The following is a 17,579-nucleotide window of genomic DNA, read 5'->3' on the forward strand; positions in this document are numbered from 1 at the left end:
TTGATTATGCCGTTTGAGTGATATTTGGCGTGACTAATAATGACGATTTAACACGTTCTAATTCGCCCATCTTACCACAAGCAGAAATACCAACAACAATAAAGGCTAATACTACAAATTTAGTTATTTTTTCCATATTGTCTCTTGACCTGTTTTTTTTTATTTAAATCACAGACTATTTTACAGTAATTCTTTTAATAGTTTAGTGAACACACAACGCCGTATATTAAAAGCCCCCAAACTTTTTAAATGCGGATTCTCAACTTGACAATCAACCAATTTATAAGGCATATTCATGAGCAAATACACAAAAGCAATTTTAGAAGCGCCTCGCACTAATGAAAACATAGACTCCAAAAACACCTGCCCTAAAACAACGCTATAAAGCCCACCTACCAATTTAGAATCTTCATACACCTCAACCGAATGTGCAAATCCTTGTGAGTGAAGTTCAGTATAAGCATGTACCATATCATTGTCAATCCAGGTGCTGTTTTGATTTTTACGCTGAATGGTTCTACAATAGTGAATCACACGTTCAAAGTTTGTATCGACTTCAATCTCAAACTTATCAGAACGAATTGTTTTATTAAGGCTTTTTGAAATATGAAGCTGCTCTAAAGTAATCACCATTCTCGAATCTGGAGAATACCAAAGCACTGTCTCTGACTCACCATTCCAAGGGAAAATTCCCTATCGATACGCCTCTAAAAGCCGATGAGTTGTTAATTCACCACCTAATGTAATCAATCCGTTAGATTCTTCTAACGCCAGCTCAACATCTGCAAAAGCAGTATCAACAGATGACAAAACAAAATTCTTAGGTATTTCAATCACTAGAACGTCATATCAACTAAATGCAATTTAGGGAATAAAAAAAATGATTATTATTTAGCAGTCATCAAAAATAGTAAGGAACGATTGTTGGTTATGTTTTCAGATTATTTTATCCATGCCGTCATAATCATAACCATGAGATTCATCTGTTATGGCATTATCAATATTGATAATGTTGTGATTGTCATAATTATAACTCATGTTGTTAATCAAATCACCGCCTCTACCGATTTCAATAGCACTTAGGTTGTTGTTACACTTGCTGTAGATGTTACGAGTGAGTAAGCCACTGCCATGGAGGATACTTTTTGGTCTGTTGTAAGCGTCATAACTGGTTGCTGTCCATAGGGCGACTTTAGTGGTGTCGTTGAGGCGGTTGTTGAGGGCGGTTTGCAATTCTTGCTGGGTGTTTTTTTGATCCTCTAACTCATCCATTATTTTGGATGAGTTCAGCGGTTTGCTGCGAGGCTTATGTTTTATAGTTATTGGCAATCTTTAGTGCGTTAGTTGCATACTGCTCATATCTATCGGAATACTCTTGGTAACGGATCGCTCCATTTGCCATAAATCTCGGAGTAGCGCTTATATCTCTTCGCTATATTCTCGTAGTAGTCTGCCCATTTATTATATATTTACGAGACATTGATTTTTCTTTGTGGGGTGTAGTAACAATGCCAATATCTGTTTTTACTTGAGCCTCTTCGCTCTCAAACTCTTTGATTAGAAATCATCCAAGTTGGGATATAGGCGTGGTAGTTATTTTGTCTTCTACAACTGCCTTTCCAGTTTTTACTGGTGCAGTCTGTGTTTCTATAGTAGTGTTTACCGTTAACTGTTCTAACGTAGCTTAGTGTTGCATTACCAAACATTCTATAATAGTAATTAGCCTCAGCTCTAAAGCTGTTTACTGTTCTTTGATAGGCTTGATAATACTGATAATATCTATCTGAATAATAGCCTAGTCTATCAGCGTAGCCTTCATATCTATTCAGAAGTTCTTTGATAATTATCAGCATAATGTTCATATTTACTAGCTTCTTTCAAATATTCTTGTGCTTTGGTTTCTAGTTCTTCTGCTTCCTTATTAAGCTATGCAATCCTTATTGCAGTTTGTGCTAGAGATTTTTCTAAAGAGGGGTAGTCCCATAATCCCAGATATCATTTTTAGGTACAGAGACTCTTTTTGTCCCACCACTTAGGATGTAGTCTTTATGTTCAGTAAAACCATCAAGGTAAGTGATGGTTTTAATTCTAGAGTTTTCATCGTATTTGTATTTGGTAGCAAAGTCTTGGGTGTTGTTATTATCAGTAACACTTAGCGTTACTTCGCTGAGTCTTGATAAACTATCATAGCTGTAAGATTTGCCAACAGTTTGGGTACTTGCTTACCGTTTTACTTTCAGATGCTAGTCCCTTAGCCCTTATTATCATAAACCCAACTAGAGGCCTAACCTGCTAAGATTTTTTTGATAATTCTACCGAGTTCATCATATTTAATACTGGTAATTTGTCCTTTACCATCGGTTTGTGTAATCAGCTCACCAAAGGCGCTATAAACATAAGACCAAGTGCCCATAGCCAGGGGCCGATGCTTTTGGTTTTGTTGCCCAAATCGTCGTATTTTAGGGTAATGATACTGCCGTCTTTATCGATTTAGTTAGGTTGCTAATGCCATCATAGTGATAGCTAATAGCTTGCTTATTATTTTTGACAATACTCTTATCATTACCATTAATGTCTTTAGTAGTTTTGGTGATTTGCCCTTGATTGTCGGTGGTAATAGTGTTTGCATCATAAGCAGTATTGATATTGATATATTCGCCATGTTCATTTGGGGTTTTAACTTGGACAATTTTGTTTTTATTGTCATATTCATAGACCGTCCAAGCCATATTACTGCCTGCAAACAAACCTTCAAAATATGGCAAAGATTGTGCTTTGATATTGCCATGTTTATCATAGACAATGTCAGTTACACTGTGTTTGTCATTATCAACAAGGGCTACTTCTCTAACTTTCTTACCAATGGCGTTATAGTAGGTTTTATGCCAGCTGTCAGTATTGCTACTGACAATCACACTATAAATACTGCTGTCTTTAAGATTAAATCCTAAGCTTTGATAATCAGCGCCAAGTGCTACGCCATCACTCCCAGTCGTAAGTGTAAGTAATGATTTCTCCTGCTACTAGAGTTTTGGTTTTTATTCGACATAGGCTATCATAGGTAAGGTTTGTTTTTAAGTTGTCATAGGTTTTAGTACTTGTTCTAGTGTTGCCTCTTTTGTCTGCACTTGTGGTTTTACTATTTCTGGTGTGCGTGACTTCTAGTGTGGTTGGTAGATTTAAAATCCAATTATTATAATCTTGTGTATATTCTCCCACACTAGTGGTTGCTAGATTTTGTCCAAGGCTATTGTTTTTAGTCTTAACAATTTTTTGTGCTTGATTATAGTTGCTGTACTGGTTTACAATTTGTTTGGCTAAAGTGCTGTTTTCATAGAAGGCTTCTGTAGTTTTAGTTATTTGAATATCTTTAACATTGTTATAAGGTTTGGCTAGTTGATATTCATATTGCTTTTTATAGGTAAGCACACCACCTACTGTAGTAGATGATTCAATAATACTGCCGATTAAATCTTCTTTATCTTGTTCGTATTTTATAGTAACAACCGTATTCTTACTTGGATTGGTAACGGATAGTAATTCAAAACCAAGTGAGCCGCCACCAAGATGGTATTTATAACCGCTATAGTGGTAATTGGCTTGGTTAGTCTCACCTCTTGGCGTATCAACAGTAATACTACTGACTAGATTTAATTGCGGAGTGACGCTAATAACAGGATAGTTACTGTTATTAGGTGTGTAGTTAGCATTGTTAAGCCTCTCATAGTTAATACTTGTACTAAGACCAAAACTATTGATCACTTTATTCAGTAAGGCGACGGGTTGTTTTTCTTCGTAAACACAATTTAGTCCGCCATATGAACGATAGCAAAAATCATTCCAACCATCATTGTTTAAGTCTGATATTGTTTTAAATGGCCCATATCTGGCATTAACTATCAGGGTGTGAAAGGTTGTACTTAAACCAAATAATTTTTTAAGTGGTCTAGTGTAACCACTAGTGGTTTTATTAATAGCACTTAAATCAACATCTAAAATTGTTTTGTTCGCATTCTGACTAAAACGGTTATTTACGTTATGATAGCACCATCTTTTATCAGCAATAATTATGCAAAAATCTGTAAGTCCATCTGCATTTTCATCACTAAAATGTATTGAATTATCATAATTACCCGAAAAACCATTACTGGTGTGAGCCATTTCATTGGGTAGTGTAGCCAAAGGGATTTATTGGCATAGTTACTGCCTGTATTTAAATGACAAGCATATTCTAAATTGGTTTTGTCTCGATAACATAGGTCAATAAGACCATCATTGTTAATATCTGAAAGTCTGAAAGTCTGAAAGTATTGTTAAGTCTTTCTAATTCTTTTTTACTGTAACTTTGCAGATTTAAATCACTGATAAAGTTAGTTGGGTTGTTGTAAACAAAGTTATTGCTGCTATTTTTATAACCGATAGCACATTAATAAGCGTTGTTTTTAAATCCACAAATATCTAATATGCCGTCCGCATTTGTATCTAGAAATCGTGGTTGTGGTATTTTGGTATCACTCAGTTCAATATCAAAAACCAAATTACTATGTTGATACTGAGTACCAAAACCGTTGTTATTGTTATTGGCGCAATAAACCCCGCCATCCCCAAAATAACATAAATCGACTAGGTCATTTTTGTTGATGTCAATAAACCTTAAGGCACTTTCAACATTGACGATAGTAGACCAATATTTATCACTAACAAATAAATTGTTTTTACTGTTTAGTCCACAAAATACACCTTTATCATCAACACTGCAATAATCTGTCCAGCCGTCATGATTAATATCAATAAAACTAAGGTTGCTACTGTGTTCTAATTTGTGCCAGTTGCTATCATTGAGTGCGTTTATCCATTTGCTAAAACCACTAAACTTACCGCTGCCGTTTCCTAATGCACAATTAAGACCCATATTGTCTAAATAACAGACATCATTATCACCATCGTTATTAAAATCAGCAACACCATAATTTAACACTTCATCAGCATTGGCAATAATATCACTAATATCTGGGTCATTATTACTCTTAATCTGCTTGTAACCAAAAACAAGTGGCTTGGTGCAAGTATCTCTGCTATCACAAAGTGTTATACTATCTATTCTGGAATAGGTAGTGCTTATGCGGTAATTTAGCTTATAAGTTTTAACGGGGTTGCTATTGGTGTTAATTGTGATATTGTCAAGTAGTTTATTGTGTTCATATTTTGTACTAAATCTATAGCTAATGTAGTGGTGTGGAGCATCTTTATAATTAAAAGTGATTTTGTTATTGTTATAACTAATGGTATTAATATAATGAATGTTATTATCTATCGTATAGCTGTAGTCAATAACGTTGTTAAATTTATCTTTGGTAGTGGCAAGGTTCCAGTTTAGTGTTTTACTATTGTAGTTGCTTGCAGATGTAAATTTTTTGTTAATGCCACTAGGATAGTTAACCAGCCAAGCGTTATTATTTAATGTTGGAATTATTGACTAATTTATATTCATAGCCGCTTACTTTTATAAGCCTTATGCCATTCAAACAATAAGCGTCTTCTTCATTTAATAAAACGCCATGTTGTATGCCATCTATTTTTTTGGTCTTTGCGCAACGACTAATGGAGGATAGACCAGAGAGCTTAAAACCCAAACTCAGTGGGGAGCTACCAGAGCCTTGCACATAATTAATACTTAAATTTGGGGATAATTTATTAATGCCTTGAGGCAGTGCCAAAGGCGTAGCGTATGATAAATAACCATTATTTACCTTGGCTTCGCCCTCTAAGTTTGCATAAAAAGAAAAACTTGTGATTGCAATAAGTAGGGCAAATATCTTGTTAGTTTTTAGCATTGTTTGACTCCGTATTATCATCTAGTATGCCTAAAGACTGCATTGAGTTCTTTTTCTATTTTTAAAGAGGGTTTGCTGGCAATTGGTGCATTGAGTACGGTATTAAAAGATTTTTCTATGGCTTTATTATCAGCGCCAGCCTGGGCTGCAAGTTTTAAAATTGCCTCAGCTTTTTTTAAATTATCTACATCTGAGGTTTGTGCAATAACTTATGCTTTTTGCGCCTCCAAGCCTTTTAAATCTTTGTCTAAACCTGTATTAATCGTTTTGATTTCTTCTTCTACATTTTTAAGGGTTTTTGGGATTGCGCCTTTGATAATGGTTTTTCCACTAACATCTTGATATTCATTCACAGAAGCATTTAGTTTTTGTAAGTTGGTTCTAGTATTTGATAAATCTTGTCTGCTTATATCATCAGTATTATTACTCGTGTTTGTTAGAATAACAATACTAGATACGGTTAGTATAAGGGCGATGCTACTCAATAATTTTGTTCTTTTTTCCACGACGAAAGGCAAATATGCTAAATAAAATCGTTATTGCACCCAATAATGGATTATTTTTGTACTTTGTGTAAAAAGTCGTTCCTTGTTGTGGAATGATGGGTTGATTAATGAGGTAAGTGCCTTGATTAGTTTGCTATTTTAAAATATTACCTCTGTGGTCAATAAACGCAGAATTACCTTTATTGACGTTATAAATAATCGGCTTAGAGGTTTCAATAGCTTGCATTCTAGCTACATTAAGCAGATAAGCTATTGCTATGGCATTATCAAACCAACTTCAATCACTAATGTATAGTGTATATTGGCTTCTTTTGACCTATCTATAATTTCAGTTGAGAATAGAATTTCAAAGCAAATAGAACCAAATACTTTGATGTTGTTAATGGTAAAAATATCCTCGTTACTACTAACAACTAAGTTGTCCATATTAAAATCTGGCAACAGCGACCTAAGTAGATTGAACCACCAAGGTGTATACTCCCCAAAGGGTATAAGGTGTTCTTTATAGTAAGCGGGCTTATTATTTAAAAAACTAAAAATTGTATTTTTACTGCTGTCTTTCTCTTGATAGTAAACCCCTGAAAACACATTAGTATTTAAGTCATTGACACCAATATGCTTTTCAATACCTTAATAATCAATACTAATAGCTGGACTCAGGCCAAATAATAGTTGGCTGTGTGTTGCTTAAAGCTTTGTATTTATTAAACTGACTAATCACTTCGTAACGATTGTTTTTTTTGATTAAGATCAAAATCACCTGTGATTATCCTGACATCTGTTTTTTCTATGTCTGTTGTCCAGTTGAGATATTGCAAAAATAAGTAGTAGTAAACACGATAAAAGTGCCAAATAGGGTGTGTTGTTTTTAGGGTTTTAAATTAGGTAAGAAATGATGCCTATAAAAACATAAAACACAAGCCTAAATATCCAATAATTGGCAACAGCTGTACAAATCAAAAATATCCAAAGAGTCGCTACTTGCATACCAAGGAAAGCCAGTAAATAGCCACGACTTTACCCATTCGTAAAGTGTAAAGATAGATGAAGAAAACAAGGCATAATAAAAAATGCTATTACTAAAGAATCTTTTAATAATGTATGACGATAGTCCTAAAAGGAAAACAATTATTGTGATAATGCCCAAGATGATAATAGACATTACGATTTGGTAGTTAATGTCATAACCCTCTACAATAGAGAACATCCAATAAAATCCAAGCAGATATTCAGACAAACCAAATACAAGCCCTAATTTAAAAGCATGTTTAAAGCTTTTGCTATTAAATATCAGCAGAAACAAAATAATATGTCCAATAAAAATAGTTGGAACGTAGTTAAAGGGTGCAAAGGCAAAAGGTGTTATAAGCCCTGCAAATATGGTTAATATATAATTAATCATACTTTTTAAAAATCAAAGACGCATTAGTGCCGCCAAAGCCAAAACTATTGCTAATCACAGTATTAATTTCCATATCTTGATTGTGTTTTAGAATAGGCACATCATTAAACTCATCATTTAGTTCGTATTCATGATTGCCAAATACAAAACTATTTTGTATCATCAATAGACAGTGAATAAGTTCGTGTACGCCACTGGCGCCAATTGAATGTCCTGTGAGTGATTTTGTGGAACTCAGTAGCGGGATAGCATTGTCAAAAACCGATTGAATGGCTTTGATTTTAAATAGGCTTGCTAAATTAGCACTGGGAGTTGAACTCATAGTTTTCAAAATACAGAACGAGTCAATGCCTTTAATACCTTTTTTGCTTGAGCGTTTCATAGGCATTAATGACATTATCATTTAAAGCACTGCCTGAGCCAACGATAGGCCCTGTATTTTTATTGGATATGTCAGCTTCATTTAAACCTGACATTTCAACAGCCTATCGCATGGCAATGACACAAAAAGAAGCAATAGGTGATAAAAAACGCAATTGTTTGCGTGTTAGATATTGAGTAGCATCAATATCAATATTACCAATGACTTACGAGCACAGGTTCAGTCCTTTTAGTTCATCTGAAAAGATAATTCCAGATTTTTTATTTTTGATTTTTTATTTTTGATTTTTGATTTTTGATTTTTGATTTTTGATTTTTTAAAGATGATAGAACAGACTCCATATTGTTATCAATACCCGTTCCTGTAATAGCAACTCTATTCAAATTTTATCCTTGGCTAGAAACCACAAAATTAAGCACTTATTTTAAACCTTTATCATGCATAAAAATATCGAGATTTTACACAGCCTAAAAATTCAGACAACACCTTTTTAAGTGTTGGCAAATGCTTTTAAATTTAAACCCAAATAGATTCTGTGAAGTTTAATTTCCTCTACAAAAATAGTAAATAATTTTTGAAATGGTGGCAAATCATAAGTTCCATAATTTTATAATGGTACTTTTCAAAGAAATTTTTAATGTTGTTCTTTCCACAATTAACAATAACAAAACCACCCTGTCACTCTTACCGCATCTTTTTAAAACAAGTTTTCTTCCAGTTTTTTCCTTTCAGAACGATCCAACATGTGGTTAACTTCTTTGATATGCCTATGATAAACTTTGGAATAATCAATGCTAAAAATAGCAACAAGACAACGAAACTCTGGCTGTTGAGTTTTTAAAGTGAACAAATGTTGTTTTGTAGATTTCATAAGTTGTGTTTAATTGGCGTAGTGTTACTGGCTGTTGACCACATCTCTTGCCATGTATAAGGCTGCAATGCTTCTGGCTTCCGTTAAATCCTCATTGTAAACCAAGTTTTCTAAATCAGCCATCTTAAATGCTGCTACCTCTAATGGCTCCGGTTCATCGCCTTGTGCACTCGCTTTATACAAATCTTGCGCTAGTACAATGTAGGTAATACTAGATTGATAGCCAGGTGCAATGGTCATTTCTTTGATGAAAGTTAATTTGTTAGCACCATAACCAATTTCCTCAATTAACTCTCTATTAGCGGCTTCAATAGGTGTTTCGCCATCATCAATCTTTCCCTTGGTTAATGCAAGTTCATATCGATCTGTACCGCCAGAATACTCATAAACCATTAACACAGTTTCAGTATCTAACATCGGTATGACTAATACTGCACCGTTGCCTGGTGGTTTTAAACGCTCGTATACTCTCTTTGAACCATTTGAAAACTCAATATCCATTTCCTCAATATTGAAAAAACGCGTTGTGGCAATGGTTTTAATATTTAATACTGTGGGTCTCTTACGCATGGTTGGTATTATGCCATTGATTGATACAATAACAGCCAAATATAAAGCTAGTTTTTACGATTTGGCAGCCTTATTAAAACATACAGCCCAGACACAATCATAGCAACAGATGCTAATAAAAATGGTGCTGTTAATGCTTGGGTCATTTGTGCAACCATGCCTAGTGTTAATACTGCCACAGCATAGCCAAAATCACGCCAAAATCGATAAATACCAGTAGCGTTCCCGGTGGTTTCTACCGGTGCAAAATCAGCAACAGCAGCGCCCAATGTTGGATATAACATAGCCATGCCTATGCCCATTACTCCAGCTTCCAATGTCCATAAAAAATACATTATTCGTATATGGAATGCTTAACAAACCAAGCCCGCATAACCACATACCACTAACACTAACACTTTGTGTCCAACTTTGTCAGATAAAGGCCCCATAATCAACTGAGACCCTCCCCATACAACGCTATACATAGACACAATCACATTCCCTTCTATTAAAAGTTAAATTCTTTGATAAAAAGAACACAGGTAGAAATATCCAAACCATAACATCTGTAAACTTCTCAATCAATCCTGCCTGATTCAAAGACAACACATGCCAACTTGCTTGAATAAACAACTTACGAAGACTTTGATGCGTAATAGGAGCTACACCAACTTGATGTAACTTCGCCCACGGCATGGTTTCTTTAATCGAAAATATAGAGGAAACTAGCCCTAGAAAAATAACCACTACGCCAAAAATGAACAAACCTTGTCTTGCGCCTAGAAAGTCAACAATATAAGCAACAATTGCAACAGCTGCATAACCAAAAAACTCATTAATACCATTTACTAATCCTTTTTGATTTAGTCGTGCCAGGTCCTAGCTTGCTGTTAATGGTCATCGACCAACACAGGCCTTGGTTTACACCTAATAATAAAGTTGCTGCTACAATCCAATTCCAACTTGGCGCATATAAAATCATAAATGGAATAGGAATGGCAATAATCCAGCCAGTAACCAATACTCGTTTACGCCCATAAATATCTCTCAATCTTCCTGCAAGTAAATTCATAATAGCTTTAACGACACCAAAAACAACCACAAACAAAGTAAGTAGTAAGAACTGTTGACTTCCTAAGCCAAATTCTGTATCTGCCAAACCTGGTATAACAGTTCTTGTCATACCAATTGTCAAGCCAACTAGAAATACTTGCATTGTATGCAATAATTCAATCATTCAAATGAATATATGAATAAAAATACATAATGCCTTCAATAAAACACTTATTAAATGAACAACTAGCACTCATTGCTCAAAGCTTAACATCGCCACAACGATTAGAAATATTAGAATACTTATCACAAGCAGAACGTAGTGTTGACGAACTAAGCCAATTAGTAAGTTTAAGTGTTGCCAATACTTCTCACCATCTACAAGTGCTAAAACAAGCCGCCTTAGTCACTGTACGTCACGTGGGGGAAAAACGATTTTATAAGTTAACTGGAAATGATATTACCAACCTAATCTCCAGTTTTCGTAATACAGCTGAAATCCATTTGACTGAAGTTGAGCGCTTAATGCAAAGTTATTTAAATAAAAAAGATACGTTAGAGGCTATTGATGCACAAGAATTGCTCGAAAGATCAAAGTGTAATGAAGTAACTATTTTGGATATACGCCCAAAAGAAGAATTTAATTCTGGTCATTTACCCAATGCAATTAACATTCTTCCTGATGAAATAAATGAGCGAATTAACAACCTTAAAAAAAATAAAGAGATTATAGCGTACTGTAGAGGACCATATTGCTTATATGCTTATGATGCAATCAAAGCATTGAGAGACCAAGGCTTTAGAGCGAAACGTTTAGAATATGGTTTTCCAGAATGGAAAGCTGCTGGTCATCCGGTACAACAAAATTTAATACAAGGAGAATAAAATGTTTTTAATTCAAAGACAGATTCCAAGCGACGCCTCTTCACTTGCATATTTATATGAATGTGGTGGAAAAGGAAAAGCCATTGCAGTTGATGTTCACCAAGAAGGTGTGGACTGGTTTATTGAGCAAGCTAAAATTAAGGAAGTTGAGATTAACACTGTTATTGACACGCATATTCACGCTGACCATGTCTCAGGTGGTCGTGAATTAGCAAATAAATGTGGTGGCGCCTATAAGTGTGGGATATAGGTAGTTTTGAAAAGTAGAGAAACTTAAAATTTGAGTAAATCCTTTTAAGTGTAAAGACTTTCAGAGATTAGAAACAATCAAGTTTTAAGTTTGTTTTGAAAAATAATTGTTAGTTTCGATACTTTTTTGTATAAAAAAAGTAGCAGTTAATTAATTAATAAATATCTATTAAACATCAATTAATCGCTAATTTTATTACTTTAGTAATTGGTAATTATCAATTCTACAAATTTCTTACCTTCTTTTTTTCTACTAGGTGTATATTTCAGTTCAGTAGTACTAATATTGAATTCAGAAAATATGTCCCTCATTTCTTTGCAATCATTCAACATGATAATCATCTTACCTTTAATTGTCCGTGCAAACTTATGACCTTCTATTCTGTCACCAAATAAGTGCTTTTGCAAATAAAAAAACCGAACAGAACGATGAATATCAGTCGACGCTTTCCTCCTATCCATAGGATGATTGGTTTATGCATTATCTTTACTCCTATATAATGACACACCTCTGTGATCGCAGGGGCGGGTCTTGGTCATAATTGCATAAGAGTGATTATACGGTTTTGGCGTTTGATTGTTGTTTCAGCAACAGTCATTCACCCGTCTTAATAGAATTTATTCAAATACTACCATTCAGTAAGCATAGAATCTTCAAACTCTACATCTTTTAAATATTTCTTATATTCTTTATCAGTCATGTTTTTAAGATGTTCCGATGGTTGATTTTTAACGTCTCTTGCTGAAAAATTATTTAAAACAAAAAAATCTTTGCCAACATTGTAATCCCAGCCAGTGTCAATGCCCACTGGCACTTTGCCGTAGACTTCACCAGTTTGCGTGTTGATGCGTTCGGTTTTTTCAATTTTTGGATGTTTACTGATGCCTGATTTTTTGGCTTGTGATTTGTTGAGTGTGCGTACGGTGCAACGACCCCCAGCCGTTCGGTGGATAGTGTGTATCCTAAAATTTATCATCAGCCTTGAGGCTGTGTACCATCCCATTCTTGATGTTGCTCGCGTGCGCGTTCATCGTCAACAGTTACATACTGCAGATATGGCCTGTCTTTTTTTGTTTCTTGAATTTTGTGCCACTTACCTGCGGCGTGGGCGGTGCGTAAATTAGTGTCGTAAATAACACAAGTGCGCCAACCGCGTTTACCTTTGTAGTTCCAGCCGTGCTTTTTAACCAATTTGTCAAAATCTTTTCGAAACTCGGTAATTGTTGTGCCGTTATCAATTGCCGCTTACACTGCAGTGCGTAAATCATTCAGCAAGTCTTGCTTGAGAGCGCCCGAAACAGTGAATGCTTTAATATGTGACGCACCAAGCAACTCGTCCCAGTGTTTCGTTGATACGCTAGCTTTTTTGCGCAGAAACTCAATTGCTTCTTTATATACCAACCCACCATAAATTACTTCAAACATCTTTACGACCCTTAATAAGTTGATTAAGGGTGGTTAAATGCATTGCTTCAGCCCAAGACAAGGATGACTAAATACGTTGATGCGTTAGATAGGTCTGATGATAATAATCTGAACAGTGCATGTCTGTTGGCAGTGGCTAAGTTTGCTGATGTTTTTGAGTTTGATAATTCAGACCAAGCGGCGGCTGTTGATGTAGTAGCGTTGATTAATGTGCATTTAAAAGATGCTTATAGTGAGATTAACAGTTATTTAAACGCTCGTTATCAGTTGCCCGTGTTTGGCTCAAAAGTGTCAGTAGCGGCAAAGTGATACTGGCAAGCTAATGGTGTAAATCAACGCAATAGTAGGCATTGGTTTTGCCGCAGGTACAAAAAGTTGACATTGAGGGTTAACTAATCGGCTGGCATACATATTGGGCTTAACCAAGGCGATTTAAAGTCAATACAGACAAAACTAAATACGCTTGCACATTTGCCTGATAATCTCAGACCAGTGCTGAGTGAAGTCGGTGATTATTTAGTATCTGAGACCACACAAAGATTTAGAGACTCAATCTCACCTAAGGGCGAAAACTGGCAAAGCGGAAAAGTAATTGCTAAGCAACACATTAGCAGTGCTTAATGGCTCGTCGTTAAGTCTAAAAGCTTTGCCAATTCGTCAGCTGTCTTTTGAGCAAATTTTAACCAGACAATTGGAAAAAGGCAACTTGAGTGCTTGGGTGATTCGTTGGCAGCATGATTTAAAGTACTCACACCTGTTGATGATAGCATTGCACCTGAGCAAGTGCTAGTTAGTCGTGAGCCAAATACTGGACATATGTATATTGATGATTACAAGGTGTTGTAATGGATGATTTAAAACAAAGAAAAGACATACAAGCCTTAGCAAATCAAGTACGTAATTTAGCACAAGTTAGCATTATTACTGAAATTGATTTTGCAAATGTAAAAGCCAGGGTTGAATTTGACACTGATTTTGTCAGCGACTGGTTGCCATGGACTGAGACACTTGCGGGCAATACACATACTTGGACACCCCCACAGGTTGGTGATCAAGCGATTGTGTTGGCGCACTCAACATACACGCAACGGGCAATATGGTTATTAGTTTAGATACTGATATTACAATCAACGCACCGCATGTGGGAGTGAACGACTGATGACTGCTGCAGTAGGCAGACTGGATGATAATTGTACTGGACACAGTTGCCCAAGTGTTGCTGGTTCAAATAATGTTACTGTCAATAGCATCAAGGTGCTCAGGGTCGATGATGGGTATGCATCTCATACTTGTTCAGCAATACCTGAGACACACGGTGGTTCTCAGGCAGTAGGTTCATCCAGTGTTACGGTTAACGGAAAGCCATTGGCTCGTGGTGGTGGTGTGAGCTGTGGCGGAACGCTCGCGCAAGGTTCAAACACTGTTACAGTAGGAGGTTAAATGCAGAGGCTTAATCGACAAACAGGGCAAACAATAGCGGGTGTTGATTGGCTTGAGCAGCAGATTGCTGATATTTTGACGACATCAAAAACTACCCGCACCATGCGCGCAGAATATAGTTCTAATTTGATTGATTTTTTAGACCGTAATATTGATGAGGATTTTGGTGTTGAGATTGTGACTGAGGTGAATTCTGCGTTGTCAGTATTATCTGATGTATTTAGACTTACAAGCGTTAATATGTTGCAAACAGGTGAGAAAATTCAATTAGAAATTATAGGTAAATATTTGGAAACTGGCGAAGAGATTAAGCTTAATTCAGTATTTGTTGCTTAATATAAGAAGGAGTAAGAATGACAAAGCTAACAAAAGCACAATCAGTAGAGACATTATCATTTGAAGTTATTTTGCAAGCTCAAAAAGACTGGCTGATTAGTCGTGATGCTAATCTTGCCGATGTGCTTAATATTGAGTCTGAGACAATCGCCAAAATGCTTGAAAATTTTTGCGTATCGCGAGCTTTATTTGCGTCAAAGAATTAATGACAGCATTAAAGCCACTATGGTTTCAACAGCAACAGGTTCTGATTTGGATAATTTACTGCTACTATTTGGCGTTAAGCGTTTAACTATTACACCAGTTAGTGACACACCGCCAGTAGAAGCAGTGATGGAGGCTGATGATAATTATCGTAGGCGAGGTTTATTAGTGCTTGAGCCATTCTCAACCGCAGGCCCAAAACTTGGTTATGAATATCATGGGTTGGGTGTTGTCGGTGTGCATGACATCGTTGTATCAGGCACAAGCACAAGCAACGGCGTAGTTGACATTAAAGTGATGAGTGCCACAAGTCAGGCAAGCGAGACTTTGTTAGATAAAGTAAGAGGCGCATTAAATGATGAAAAAATTAGACCTATGGCAACACAGCTCATTGTTGAAAGTGCTACTGCAGTTGATTATCAAATACAAGCAACATTAGCGCTTAATAACACGCCTGAGTCTGCACTATCACTTGGTGCTGCTATCAAAGCTGTTGATGAGTACGTTGCTTTAAGGTTTAAAATCGGCAAAAATACCCATTTGTCGGGTATTTATACAGCATTGCAACAACCAGGTGTTGAAGGTATTGAATTAATATTGCCTGCTTCTAATGTATCTGTAAATAATACTCAATTTGCAAATAATACAGCAATAAGTATTTCTTAAAACCACCCCTTTTAACTAACCATATCTGTAGCGATAATGTCGCATATGGATAGTTTATTACCACCAAATGCAACTGCACTTGAGCTCAATATTGATGCTCGATTAAGTGCGTTGTCCATTAATATAAAACATAATAAAAACCCTGGTTTAATTGATGTGTTTTTGCTGGATTTATTGGCGCAAGAACTTAGTGTTGATTATTGGAGTAGTAATTGGGGTGAAGCAAAGAAGCGTGCAACTATTAAAGCAAGCGTTGAAATTCACCGCCACAAAGGCACACTATACGCTGTAAGAACTGCAATTGAGCAAATCACCCAAGACTATCAAATTATCGAATGGTTTGTAGACTCTGCTCTACCGCAGGCCTTGCCTGCTGTGCTTGCGACAGGCTCAGGCGCTCCAAACACTGTAGAAGTTGTTTTATCAGTTAACACTTCTGCATCGGCAACTAAAGAAGTCTTAGCAGTAATTGACAACGCTAAACCGCTGCATGTACATGCAGCGGTTTCAATCTCACAATCTGTAGATGCGGAATTAGCACTTATTGCAGCAGGTTATTTTGAGACGCATTTAATGCTTGAAGGAATTGCCAAAGTTGGCTTTGGCAATACAGGATACACGCCGAGCGTAAACACTATTTCTTTGCAATCTGAACAAATTAAACTAGCACCTAGTTCTGCAATCGCTAAAGACAATAAAATTACATTAATTAACCAATTATCAGGTAGCCAAGAATTTAGTATTCGTGAAATTGCCATCTGCTTAGATGATGACACGCTGTTATGCCTTTGGTCATCTGTAACACAAGTAGCAGGCGAAAAAGTCGCTAACACTATTTTTAAAATTACCATTGTTTTAGAGCTTAGCGGTGTTGATGCTAGTAATGTGAGTTTTACAATTAATGACTTTGCTCATGCTGAACTTCACACGTATATTAATGATACCAACGGTCATGGCGTGGATGACCACAAGAACGATAAAAATAATCCACACAAAGTCACCGCTAAACAACTGGGTGCAGTTACACACCCAGAACTTGATACTTACAAGCTTCAAGTTGATCAAGCGCTCAATAATCTAAATCAATTAGTATTAAGCATCACCGCTAACACGGTAGCAGGCGTTGATTTTGGCGTTGTATCAAACATTGCTGCAAATAGCACAGATAATGTCGGCGTTGTACTTGTACTTGTACTTGCAGACCATTCTGATAATTTTGACAAACACACAACGAATACCATTATTTTACACCCCGAAGTTGCAGATAAGGATTATGTTATTACTAATACCAGGACGCAACTCAGTGCAAGTAAGGCTTATAAAGCCAAAGCATTTGTTGAGCATAAGAATAGCAAGGGTAGTAAATTACCAAAAATTTATTATTCCAATTTTGTTAACTTTACCGGCTCTGTTAATCGCAACTGGATAGTCAGTGGTGCATCAAATTTAGGAGCTGCTAAAGTGATGGTTACAAATTGGTGCACAGGCGACACAATTACATTCTCTTGGCAGTCTGCTTATCATATTGGAACAGGCAATGGTTCAGCAATTAAGTATAGAACCGAAACTAGAACGGAGACTTGCTAATGGAAAAGAATCGTAGATTCATTGTCTTTAATAAAATCTCAAAAGTATTTTGTGGAATGCTTGATGCATACGAGCATGACACATTGCCTGTTAGCGATTATTATAAGCAATTCAAAACGTTTATTGCATAAACATGATCAATTAACGATAGATACAAACAAGCCTATAAAGACAGTCCTAATCATC

36 protein-coding genes and 1 pseudogene are annotated in these 17,579 nt (G+C 36.0%); 13 read left to right on the top strand and 24 right to left on the bottom strand.

Features of this window, described 5'->3' with window-relative positions; all coding sequences use genetic code 11:
* Positions 1-4: 4 nt before the first annotated feature.
* The 14 genes and pseudogenes from CVPH_RS10850 to CVPH_RS08295 form a co-directional block, all read right to left on the bottom strand.
* On the bottom strand, positions 5-136 hold the full coding sequence (locus CVPH_RS10850) for a hypothetical protein (RefSeq protein WP_281064637.1): 132 nt from the start codon (positions 134-136) through the stop codon (positions 5-7).
* A gap of 44 nt (positions 137-180) precedes the next feature.
* Positions 181-693, bottom strand: a pseudogene (aat, locus tag CVPH_RS08240) (leucyl/phenylalanyl-tRNA--protein transferase); the annotation flags it as partial.
* Complete coding sequence (locus tag CVPH_RS11060; RefSeq protein ID WP_342590434.1) at positions 694-837, bottom strand: hypothetical protein; 144 nt, start codon at positions 835-837, stop codon at positions 694-696.
* A gap of 99 nt (positions 838-936) precedes the next feature.
* Positions 937-1,272: a hypothetical protein gene (locus CVPH_RS08245; protein WP_201341263.1), complete on the bottom strand. Its 336-nt coding sequence runs from the start codon at positions 1,270-1,272 to the stop codon at positions 937-939.
* 272 nt (positions 1,273-1,544) lie between these two features.
* Positions 1,545-1,853: a hypothetical protein gene (locus CVPH_RS08250; RefSeq protein ID WP_225879689.1), complete on the bottom strand. Its 309-nt coding sequence runs from the start codon at positions 1,851-1,853 to the stop codon at positions 1,545-1,547.
* 431 nt (positions 1,854-2,284) lie between these two features.
* Positions 2,285-2,413 carry an RHS repeat domain-containing protein gene (locus CVPH_RS08255; RefSeq protein ID WP_201341265.1) on the bottom strand — a complete coding sequence of 43 codons (129 nt, stop codon included), beginning with the start codon at positions 2,411-2,413 and terminating at the stop codon, positions 2,285-2,287.
* Positions 2,414-2,459: 46 nt separating this feature from the next.
* Positions 2,460-2,915 (bottom strand): hypothetical protein, encoded by a 456-nt coding sequence (locus tag CVPH_RS08260; protein WP_201341266.1) that lies wholly within the window; start codon positions 2,913-2,915, stop codon positions 2,460-2,462.
* A 67-nt stretch (positions 2,916-2,982) separates the two neighbouring features.
* Positions 2,983-4,182 (bottom strand): toxin TcdB middle/N-terminal domain-containing protein, encoded by a 1,200-nt coding sequence (locus CVPH_RS08265; RefSeq protein ID WP_201341267.1) that lies wholly within the window; start codon positions 4,180-4,182, stop codon positions 2,983-2,985.
* 244 nt (positions 4,183-4,426) lie between these two features.
* Positions 4,427-4,978, bottom strand: coding sequence for an FG-GAP repeat domain-containing protein (locus tag CVPH_RS08270; protein WP_201341268.1), 552 nt, complete (start codon positions 4,976-4,978; stop codon positions 4,427-4,429).
* 475 nt (positions 4,979-5,453) lie between these two features.
* On the bottom strand, positions 5,454-5,834 hold the full coding sequence (locus tag CVPH_RS08275) for a SpvB/TcaC N-terminal domain-containing protein (protein WP_201341269.1): 381 nt from the start codon (positions 5,832-5,834) through the stop codon (positions 5,454-5,456).
* Positions 5,835-6,043: 209 nt separating this feature from the next.
* Positions 6,044-6,340: a hypothetical protein gene (locus tag CVPH_RS08280; protein ID WP_201341270.1), complete on the bottom strand. Its 297-nt coding sequence runs from the start codon at positions 6,338-6,340 to the stop codon at positions 6,044-6,046.
* A gap of 255 nt (positions 6,341-6,595) precedes the next feature.
* A complete protein-coding gene (locus tag CVPH_RS08285) occupies positions 6,596-6,928 on the bottom strand; it encodes a hypothetical protein (RefSeq protein WP_201341271.1) in 333 nt (110 codons plus the stop codon).
* A gap of 334 nt (positions 6,929-7,262) precedes the next feature.
* Positions 7,263-7,742, bottom strand: coding sequence for a hypothetical protein (locus CVPH_RS08290; protein WP_201341272.1), 480 nt, complete (start codon positions 7,740-7,742; stop codon positions 7,263-7,265).
* Positions 7,735-8,139, bottom strand: coding sequence for a beta-ketoacyl-[acyl-carrier-protein] synthase family protein (locus CVPH_RS08295; protein ID WP_201341273.1), 405 nt, complete (start codon positions 8,137-8,139; stop codon positions 7,735-7,737). Before CVPH_RS08295 ends, CVPH_RS08290 begins: the two co-directional genes overlap by 8 nt.
* Between CVPH_RS08295 and CVPH_RS08300 the strand changes: the two genes are divergently transcribed.
* Positions 8,133-8,300, top strand: coding sequence for a hypothetical protein (locus CVPH_RS08300; RefSeq protein ID WP_201341274.1), 168 nt, complete (start codon positions 8,133-8,135; stop codon positions 8,298-8,300). The genes CVPH_RS08295 and CVPH_RS08300 overlap by 7 nt on opposite strands.
* An 84-nt stretch (positions 8,301-8,384) precedes the next feature.
* Here the strand turns inward: CVPH_RS08300 and CVPH_RS10855 are convergent, their stop codons facing one another.
* The 6 genes from CVPH_RS10855 to CVPH_RS10325 all read right to left on the bottom strand — a co-directional run bounded on the left by CVPH_RS10855 (position 8,385) and on the right by CVPH_RS10325 (position 10,763).
* The gene (locus CVPH_RS10855) at positions 8,385-8,507 is read right to left on the bottom strand and encodes a hypothetical protein (protein ID WP_281064638.1); all 123 of its coding nucleotides are present in this window, start codon (positions 8,505-8,507) and stop codon (positions 8,385-8,387) included.
* A 314-nt stretch (positions 8,508-8,821) separates the two neighbouring features.
* The gene (locus CVPH_RS08305; RefSeq protein ID WP_201341275.1) at positions 8,822-8,995 is read right to left on the bottom strand and encodes a hypothetical protein; all 174 of its coding nucleotides are present in this window, start codon (positions 8,993-8,995) and stop codon (positions 8,822-8,824) included.
* 24 nt (positions 8,996-9,019) lie between these two features.
* The gene (gene nudE, locus CVPH_RS08310; RefSeq protein ID WP_201341276.1) at positions 9,020-9,565 is read right to left on the bottom strand and encodes an ADP compounds hydrolase NudE; all 546 of its coding nucleotides are present in this window, start codon (positions 9,563-9,565) and stop codon (positions 9,020-9,022) included.
* 47 nt (positions 9,566-9,612) lie between these two features.
* Positions 9,613-9,867: an MFS transporter gene (locus CVPH_RS10315; RefSeq protein WP_225879690.1), complete on the bottom strand. Its 255-nt coding sequence runs from the start codon at positions 9,865-9,867 to the stop codon at positions 9,613-9,615.
* 157 nt (positions 9,868-10,024) lie between these two features.
* Positions 10,025-10,294: a hypothetical protein gene (locus CVPH_RS10320; protein WP_225879691.1), complete on the bottom strand. Its 270-nt coding sequence runs from the start codon at positions 10,292-10,294 to the stop codon at positions 10,025-10,027.
* 88 nt (positions 10,295-10,382) lie between these two features.
* Entirely contained in the window at positions 10,383-10,763 is a 381-nt protein-coding gene (locus CVPH_RS10325; RefSeq protein ID WP_225879692.1) for an MFS transporter, read from the bottom strand.
* Between the two features lie 50 nt (positions 10,764-10,813).
* Between CVPH_RS10325 and CVPH_RS08320 the strand changes: the two genes are divergently transcribed.
* Both CVPH_RS08320 and CVPH_RS08325 read left to right on the top strand, forming a co-directional pair.
* Positions 10,814-11,485 carry an ArsR/SmtB family transcription factor gene (locus tag CVPH_RS08320; RefSeq protein ID WP_201341277.1) on the top strand — a complete coding sequence of 224 codons (672 nt, stop codon included), beginning with the start codon at positions 10,814-10,816 and terminating at the stop codon, positions 11,483-11,485.
* Between the two features lies 1 nt (position 11,486).
* Entirely contained in the window at positions 11,487-11,735 is a 249-nt protein-coding gene (locus CVPH_RS08325) for an MBL fold metallo-hydrolase (RefSeq protein WP_201341278.1), read from the top strand.
* 200 nt (positions 11,736-11,935) lie between these two features.
* On the opposite strand, the gene CVPH_RS08330 is transcribed toward CVPH_RS08325, so the two are convergent.
* From CVPH_RS08330 to CVPH_RS08345, 4 genes are all read right to left on the bottom strand, one after another.
* Positions 11,936-12,196 (bottom strand): hypothetical protein, encoded by a 261-nt coding sequence (locus tag CVPH_RS08330; protein WP_201341279.1) that lies wholly within the window; start codon positions 12,194-12,196, stop codon positions 11,936-11,938.
* Between the two features lie 167 nt (positions 12,197-12,363).
* Positions 12,364-12,711 (bottom strand): hypothetical protein, encoded by a 348-nt coding sequence (locus CVPH_RS08335; RefSeq protein ID WP_201341280.1) that lies wholly within the window; start codon positions 12,709-12,711, stop codon positions 12,364-12,366.
* The gene (locus CVPH_RS08340; RefSeq protein WP_201342384.1) at positions 12,711-12,974 is read right to left on the bottom strand and encodes a phage head morphogenesis protein; all 264 of its coding nucleotides are present in this window, start codon (positions 12,972-12,974) and stop codon (positions 12,711-12,713) included. The genes CVPH_RS08335 and CVPH_RS08340 overlap by 1 nt, the downstream gene beginning before the upstream one ends.
* A gap of 6 nt (positions 12,975-12,980) precedes the next feature.
* Complete coding sequence (locus tag CVPH_RS08345) at positions 12,981-13,160, bottom strand: putative phage head morphogenesis protein (protein ID WP_201341281.1); 180 nt, start codon at positions 13,158-13,160, stop codon at positions 12,981-12,983.
* 63 nt (positions 13,161-13,223) lie between these two features.
* Between CVPH_RS08345 and CVPH_RS08350 the strand changes: the two genes are divergently transcribed.
* From CVPH_RS08350 to CVPH_RS10860, 10 genes are all read left to right on the top strand, one after another.
* Positions 13,224-13,469 carry a DUF1320 family protein gene (locus CVPH_RS08350; RefSeq protein ID WP_201341282.1) on the top strand — a complete coding sequence of 82 codons (246 nt, stop codon included), beginning with the start codon at positions 13,224-13,226 and terminating at the stop codon, positions 13,467-13,469.
* Between the two features lie 132 nt (positions 13,470-13,601).
* Positions 13,602-13,781: a phage virion morphogenesis family protein gene (locus tag CVPH_RS08355; RefSeq protein WP_225879829.1), complete on the top strand. Its 180-nt coding sequence runs from the start codon at positions 13,602-13,604 to the stop codon at positions 13,779-13,781.
* Complete coding sequence (locus CVPH_RS10330) at positions 13,753-13,950, top strand: hypothetical protein (RefSeq protein WP_225879693.1); 198 nt, start codon at positions 13,753-13,755, stop codon at positions 13,948-13,950. The genes CVPH_RS08355 and CVPH_RS10330 overlap by 29 nt, the downstream gene beginning before the upstream one ends.
* 55 nt (positions 13,951-14,005) lie before the next feature.
* Positions 14,006-14,272, top strand: coding sequence for a phage baseplate assembly protein V (locus CVPH_RS08360; RefSeq protein WP_201341283.1), 267 nt, complete (start codon positions 14,006-14,008; stop codon positions 14,270-14,272).
* A 46-nt stretch (positions 14,273-14,318) separates the two neighbouring features.
* Positions 14,319-14,600: a PAAR domain-containing protein gene (locus CVPH_RS08365; RefSeq protein ID WP_201341284.1), complete on the top strand. Its 282-nt coding sequence runs from the start codon at positions 14,319-14,321 to the stop codon at positions 14,598-14,600.
* Positions 14,601-14,936 carry a GPW/gp25 family protein gene (locus tag CVPH_RS08370; protein WP_201341285.1) on the top strand — a complete coding sequence of 112 codons (336 nt, stop codon included), beginning with the start codon at positions 14,601-14,603 and terminating at the stop codon, positions 14,934-14,936. It abuts the gene before it with no gap.
* A gap of 17 nt (positions 14,937-14,953) precedes the next feature.
* Positions 14,954-15,142: a hypothetical protein gene (locus tag CVPH_RS08375; protein WP_201341286.1), complete on the top strand. Its 189-nt coding sequence runs from the start codon at positions 14,954-14,956 to the stop codon at positions 15,140-15,142.
* A complete protein-coding gene (locus CVPH_RS08380; protein ID WP_201341287.1) occupies positions 15,126-15,806 on the top strand; it encodes a baseplate assembly protein in 681 nt (226 codons plus the stop codon). The genes CVPH_RS08375 and CVPH_RS08380 overlap by 17 nt, the downstream gene beginning before the upstream one ends.
* Positions 15,807-15,851: 45 nt before the next feature.
* Positions 15,852-17,393 carry a phage tail protein I gene (locus CVPH_RS08385; RefSeq protein ID WP_201341288.1) on the top strand — a complete coding sequence of 514 codons (1,542 nt, stop codon included), beginning with the start codon at positions 15,852-15,854 and terminating at the stop codon, positions 17,391-17,393.
* Positions 17,393-17,524 (top strand): hypothetical protein, encoded by a 132-nt coding sequence (locus tag CVPH_RS10860; RefSeq protein ID WP_281064639.1) that lies wholly within the window; start codon positions 17,393-17,395, stop codon positions 17,522-17,524. Before CVPH_RS08385 ends, CVPH_RS10860 begins: the two co-directional genes overlap by 1 nt.
* Positions 17,525-17,579: the final 55 nt, after the last annotated feature.

Origin of the sequence: Abyssogena phaseoliformis symbiont OG214 (genome assembly GCF_016592595.1) — a bacterium.
Lineage (GTDB): Bacteria > Pseudomonadota > Gammaproteobacteria > PS1 > Pseudothioglobaceae > Ruthia.